This is a genomic window from Gilliamella sp. CG16, from assembly GCF_046635785.1.
Taxonomy (GTDB): Bacteria; Pseudomonadota; Gammaproteobacteria; order Enterobacterales; family Orbaceae; genus Gilliamella; species Gilliamella apicola_I.
In genome coordinates this window covers 540134-546968 of sequence record NZ_JBIDFL010000001.1, presented here as the reverse complement: position 1 = coordinate 546968, position 6835 = coordinate 540134, and the positions used below count along the sequence as shown (strand labels likewise).

The following is a 6835-nucleotide window of genomic DNA, read 5'->3' as shown; positions in this document are numbered from 1 at the left end:
ACACAGGGATAAACCGTATCAACCAGATCATAACCAAATTCATAAATTGTGTTCCCTGTATACACAGGGATAAACCGTATCAACCAGATCATAACCAAATTCATAAATTGTGTTCCCTGTATACACAGGGATAAACCGCTCACGAATAATCCGGGCAAACGTAAGCTTAAGTGTTCCCTGTACACACAGGGATAAACCGATCAAAATCGAAATCCGACCAGAACAGGCATTGTGTTCCCTGTATCCACAGGGATAAACACATTAGCGAATGGTCATTTTTAGGTTTTCTTTTATAAGCTTTAATAACCGATATACCTTCAATTTACACTCTTCTAGACTAATAAATAGTAGTTAGTACCAAGCTTAATCTTAAACACTTAACATTGCTATCTTTATAATTTAATTAGAAAATCATTCTAAAAAACTTGCATTAAATGGTAAAACAATGTAGTTTACATATTTAAAAAAAGTTATCAAAATTTATATTTCAAAATAATTAAAAACAAAACCTATAATTTCTAGGAATGATATGGATATAAGGCAGCTGTTTTCGGATTGTTTCAACGTGCAATCAAATAACCGATTACCCATTTATGGTAATTTCTGGCATTTTCATGATGATTGGTATCTCAATTTACAATCATCATCTTGTCAATTCGCTAACTCTTTTCTTGCTATTAATAGCTCACCAATCATACCCACAAAACTCACTTACAACATTATTATCAAAATGATATTGGACTGTCTAAATAACAGGCATAAAGTCCGACAAATGCGAAATATACAGGAGTAACCCATGGCGAACAAAATAACAACCCTTATCAATCAAGTCGGTGAAAGTTTACTGAATGAATTAACGGGCGAGGTAAGCCACAACCGCTACACCTTAACGGTTGATAATCTGATTTCGCCAATTTCTGTTTTACACGTACAAGGTGATGAACAGCTCAACCAGCCATGGCATTACACCATTGACTTTACCAGCCCGGATAAAACCTTATCGCCCGATGATATACTCAACCAAAAAGCATCATTTTCGTTTAATCCTGCGGTTAAAAATGTGCTGGCAACGGCGATTCGTTCCTTAAGTGACCTGCCTGTCGAGAGTGACCTACGCAAAATATATGGCGTTATTACCCGTTTCAGTTTGTTATCGGTCAGTAAAGAGCAGGCACATTATCAGATAGTGTTATCGCCCCGTTTAGCCAGATTAGCTTTAAATTGCAATAATGCGATATACCAAAACCAAAGTGTGATTAGTGTGGTAGAAGAAGTGCTACGCAGTCATGGTTTTACCGGCATTGATTACCGTCTGGAATTAAACAGCAGCTACCCTGAACGTGAATTTATCACCCAATGGCAGGAAAGTGACTTAAGCTTTATTCAGCGTCTGTTAGCGGATATTGGTGTCTGGTTTCGATTTGAAACGCATGCTGAGCACAATTGCGATGTAATGGTGATAAGCGATTACGAACAGGGATATGAGCAGGTCAGCGATATTGATTACCGGTTACCCAGCGGGACGCTGGATGGTGGAGCAGAAAGTATCTGGGATATCCGGTTACGTAGTCGGGTGGTGGAATCATCGGTTAAAGTGCAGGATTACAACTACCGTGATGCGAAAGCGAATTTACAAGGTGACGTGAACAGCCAGCCAAAAGACAGCACCACCTATGGCACGGATTACCGTTATGGCGAGCACTACAAAGGGCTGAGAAGTAACGGACAAGAAGATAAGCTGAACGGTGATGTAGATGATATAGATAACGATAACGACGATAATCATTCTAACCCGAGCGACCCGAATACTATCACGGAAAGCGGACAATGGTATGCCCGAATACGGCATGAACAGGCAATCAGTGAAAAAATCGTGATTAGTGGCAAAAGCAACCGCTATCACCTGACACCGGGGCAACGGATACAGATTAAAGGCAGTCCGTTAGTTGATATTGCTGACGGGGTGATAATATTAAGTGTGGAAGGGCAAGGCAACCGCACGGATGCTTACGAGCTACATTTTACCGCTATTCCGTATCAGGTATTAAAACCGTATCGCTCCAAACCGATAGCCTGGCCACAAATCGGGGGAACCTTACCGGCACGGGTGACCAGTCCGGACAATGACACCTATGGCTATATTGATACCCAGGGTCGGTATCGGGTGAAATTTAACTATGACCTGAAAGCGTGGAAAGCCGGCAATGAAAGTTTATGGGTAAGACTGGCAAAACCGTATGCCGGAGGCACTTATGGCTTTCATTTTCCGCTAATAGACGGCACGGAAGTCGCCATGGCATTTATGGACGGCAATCCTGACCGCCCGTATATCGCTCATGCTATGCATGACAGTGCCCACCCTGACCCTGTCACGACAATAAACAAACACCGTAATGTAATTCGCACCCCCACCAATAACAAATTGCGCATGGATGACAAACGGGGACAAGAGCATATCAAGCTGGCAACCGAATACGGCAAAACGCAACTTAATCTGGGTCACTTAGTCAACCAAAAAAAAGAATTACGGGGTGAAGGGTTTGAACTGCGCACTGATGAATGGGGGGCGATAGCGGCTGAAAAAGGCTTATACCTGACCAGCCAGACCGAGCCAAAAGCCCAGGGTAAACAGTTGGATATGCAGGGCGCAATTAGCCAGATAGAAAACGCCTTATCGATTGCCAAATCACTGCAAAATGCTGCCAACCAAGCCGAAGCCCACGGTGCTGACACCGACAGCCAAGACCAGCTCAAGGCAAACTTAACTGAGCTGGCGCAAAGTGGCATATTAGCTTATGCGCAAGAAGGTATTGCGTTAACCAGTCCTGAAAACATCCAGCTATCAACCGGTAACAGCTTGAGTGTCACCGCTGAAAACCAGACTGACATCACGGCATTAAAAAACATCACACTGGCATCGGGCGATGCGATAGGGTTATTTGCTCATAAATCGGGGATGAAGGTTTTTGCCAACCAAGGGGATATTGAAATACAAGCCCAAAATGCCAACCTGAATATGGCGGCTAAACAAAATGTCAACATTGACAGTGTAGACGGCAAAATGACATTAACCGCCAGTAAAAAAATCACCTTAATGTGTGGCGGTTCGTACATTGAAATTAGCGAAAAAGGCATTGTACTGGGTACACCGAATAATGTGTACATGAAGTGTAATGTCCTACAAAAAATGGGAACAGCACAAAAAAATATTCAAAATGAATTGCCACCGATTTGCAGTGGTGTAAAACAAGACGAAGCTGAAAAGCATGCAATTTTTGTGGAAAGAAAATAATGATTAAAATTATTCCGGATCAGGAAATCAATAAAACCATTGCCGAACAAATTCAGCGGTTTAGAAAAATACATGTATTAATCGACCCGCAAATTAACGACAATTTTTTTTATGAAAATGATATTGAATTTGATTCAATTGTCCCGATAAGGGACAGGCAAGATACCGTATCGTATAACCATGAATGCTTACAGCTCTGTACATTAAAAAAAGGGGCAGAAGACGATATTAAACACATCATAGCGAATTTAAAAAACCAGCAATCATCGGTTATCGCATTGATCACTTCACCTTACCCGATTCAAGACATACAACAACACATTAGTAATGCGATGTTTATGTTACATCAAGGCAATTATTATCTGTTACGTTTTTACGATCCGCACGTGCTTAAACATTTAGTGACTATTTTTGATGAAGAACAAATCAATAAAATGTTGGGTAGTGTGCAATACTGGTACTACTGGCAAGATGAATATGTGCAACTACACCATAAACCCGAATTAATATTATGGGATATCAAGTACAAAATAACGACTCAGCAATGGCGAAAAATCAAAATAGCTCAAAGTTATAACGCCTACGAACAACAAACCGTAAAATTACAAAAAAAGCCATTAACCGACGTTCAACAAAACACACTAACTCAGTTACTGGATTGGATTTATACGGCAACATTTTATGAACCTGATCAGCAAAAAATGGACTATATCGTGGAATATGCGATGGCTAAATCAGAACATTTTTTTCAAAAAATTGAATATGATCTCTTTGTCGATTTAATGAGAAATCAAAAAATTAGCCAATTGGAGCACTATTTCAATCATATCGATAAGGAGCAAGAACATGTCAGCGATTGAGAATTTACTGAAAATAATATTAGCGACAAAGGCCCAAGAAAATAATTCAGGTAAACGCTGCCCAAAATGTCAAGAAAAGGAAGGCGATTTGGTCGTGTTGCCAACTCGCTTATCAATTACAGGGTATCTTGGCAAAAATAAACAATTAAAAAATGGCGCTGAAGCCAAAGTTGAATTACCTTCGTTGCCAGATTTTGCTAAAAAAATGGTATCGGACATATCGATAGAACACTCAAAATACTGTCTACAAATGTTACGACAAGGTTATTTATATATACTGGTCGATTTTAAAAATGGACAAAAGCAATGGCGAATATTTTCGTCTAGTCCAGAAGGTTGCTTAACAGAATATAGCGACAACAACACCATACCGAATATTCCGCCTAAATATACCTGTAACATTGCAACAGACGGTGCGGATGCGTCCTACATCAGCTTTAAAAACAGCAAAGATATCGAAAAAATTTATTTTGTATTTAGTCCAAATAAAATCAGTAACGCCAGATTAGAAATTTATCAAGATACCCCTGAATTTGTACTGTCAGGCATGACGCCGGATCAGATTAGAAACGGGCAAACTGCGTTAAAAACGCAAGATATATTGACAAATATTCTCGAAATATCGACAGCATTGGATATTGCTGAGCAACAAGCATTTTTAAAAAGCAAACCCCCATATGACTTTAAAACGGGTGAGCGAGACAAAGCCAATAGCCAATTACAAGTGATCGAATATATTTATACTAACCGCACCACCTATTATGATAAAGATATAATGCGAACTTACATGCGCTACCTATCGCTCTATAACAAATTAAAAAAACGGCAAGGGGTGGCGATAGTGGTTAATGATGCAATCGGCATAACTCAAAGTTTGAATAATCGCTGTCATCAAGCAATTGAAAAAAGAATGAAACCATGGATGGAAAGCAACGATTCGGAAGGCATATCCAACGAACATCGTTTAATTGTCCACCGGCAGCTATTAGGTTTTAAAGAATCCTTTCATAACCATCGAATCAGGCAACTAATCAAGCACAATAAACAGTGGGAAAAGGTTTCAGATTGGGGTAACGACAAAATCACCATTCCTTCAATTCGTGATATATCGAATAATAAACGACGAGAAATATTTCAAGAAGCCGAAGAAGCCTTTATCAAGCAACAAACGGAAGAACTGTCTGAAAAAGAGTTTCAAAAATTTTATTGGGATCGCTTATCGCAAGACAAGCTAAAAAATTTTGAACAAGAGTTCAACAAGCGCAGTCAAGCCGCCGAACAACTTGCCGAAAAACGTGCTGATGATTACTTAAAATGGTTAAAATCGCATCAATTAATCTCGGCACTAGACTTATATGATGATACCATTCCGTTAGACGGAATCATGTTTCAACTACAAATGAGCGTTTGCTTGTGTGGCGCAAGTGGATACTCAAAAGTCAGAAAAGTGTTAGACGAATGGTGGCATGAACCGCAAGTGACATCAACCAACTTATGTATGCGAACCTACCTATTTAACAACAAAGCGTTAATTGCCGATATTAACGAATACTTAGATATTCAACAGAGTATTATTATTAGTAATAATCAGGATCAAACATCGACAAACCCTAAAGTTGATAAAGCTATTAATATACTTATTAAAGTGATGAAACATATTAACCGCGTAAATAAATCAATTGAAGCATTGGCTGCATCTGGACTGCCTATTGCAATATTATCGGTTAGTTTCTCCGATTTGGTACGAAGTTTTTTAATGACGGCAACTAAAAATTTTGATCAAAGTCTTCAAAATCGCTTAGGTAATTTGCTTTTAATTCGTATCGAAAAATCAGCTCAAAAAATGTACAAAGCAGGGCTCAATATTAATGGATTTTCTTTTGTAGTCGAAGATAAAGATAAAATACCTCAACATATTGAAGAAATAAAAGGTGAAGCAAGAAAAAATTTTTATAGTAAAGATTTAACCAATACTTATATTGCGGTAATTGTATTTGCACTTAGTGCATACGAATCAATAAAGAAAGTAAAAAGTGGTAAATTTAAAGATCCCCGAGAAATCGCTCAACTAAGTGCTTCAATAATGGGCTCTGTAGCTGCAGCCTTTCAGATATGTAATAGTGTAATAAGAAATTGTGTTGGAAAAGAAAATGAGATCACATCAACCGTAACATATGTTTGGTTCGGCCGTTTATTTTTGTGGGCGTCAAGCTTAATAATGATCGCAGGAGGAATATCGGCGGTATTGGATATTATAGATGCTCATACTTTTTTCCAAAAAGATGAATCTACGATAGGATTAGTCTATTTAACAAGAACTATTGCAACCCTAGCTCTTAGTTTTTCTCAATTTGTAGCAGCGTTAGGTACATTAGTGCCATGGTTAGATAATCTTATCAAGACCAGTATCAAACGGACTATTTGGGTTAAAATGGCTGAAATTGGATTAGTTATCGGTCGCTTTGTTATTAATAAAGGCTTAGATGTGTTGCTGCCGGTAATTAATTTTTACGCGTCTATGGTTATTATTGTGGTCAGTGTCTGCCTGATTATTTTAGATGACAATGCCATGCAAAAATGGTTTGATCGCTGCTGTTTTAGTAAAGACCTTGAACGTAAAAAATTTAAAGATTTAGACGAAGAACTCACAGAATGGCATCAAGCACTACAGGAGACTTTTTAA

The 6835-nt window shown here is 38.7% G+C and carries 3 protein-coding genes; all 3 read left to right on the top strand.

Going from position 1 to position 6835, the window contains the following annotated elements; translation table 11 throughout:
* Positions 1–796 precede the first annotated feature (796 nt).
* The 3 genes from ACGH47_RS02445 to ACGH47_RS02435 are packed head-to-tail and all read left to right on the top strand — an operon-like array spanning position 797 to position 6835.
* The gene (locus ACGH47_RS02445) at positions 797–3292 is read left to right on the top strand and encodes a type VI secretion system Vgr family protein (protein ID WP_411622600.1); all 2496 of its coding nucleotides are present in this window, start codon (positions 797–799) and stop codon (positions 3290–3292) included.
* Positions 3292–4152: a DUF4123 domain-containing protein gene (locus tag ACGH47_RS02440; protein ID WP_411622599.1), complete on the top strand. Its 861-nt coding sequence runs from the start codon at positions 3292–3294 to the stop codon at positions 4150–4152. Before ACGH47_RS02445 ends, ACGH47_RS02440 begins: the two co-directional genes overlap by 1 nt.
* Positions 4139–6835, top strand: a complete 2697-nt coding sequence (locus ACGH47_RS02435) for a T6SS effector BTH_I2691 family protein (protein ID WP_411622597.1) — start codon at positions 4139–4141, stop codon at positions 6833–6835. The genes ACGH47_RS02440 and ACGH47_RS02435 overlap by 14 nt, the downstream gene beginning before the upstream one ends.

What these genes read in the sequence shown, in the direction of transcription:
- ACGH47_RS02440 (WP_411622599.1), top strand. Translation starts at nt 3,292, where the DNA reads ATGATTAAAATTATTCCGGATCAGGAAATCAATAAAACCATTGCCGAA.
- ACGH47_RS02435 (WP_411622597.1), top strand. Translation starts at nt 4,139, where the DNA reads ATGTCAGCGATTGAGAATTTACTGAAAATAATATTAGCGACAAAGGCC.
- ACGH47_RS02445 (WP_411622600.1), top strand. Translation starts at nt 797, where the DNA reads ATGGCGAACAAAATAACAACCCTTATCAATCAAGTCGGTGAAAGTTTA.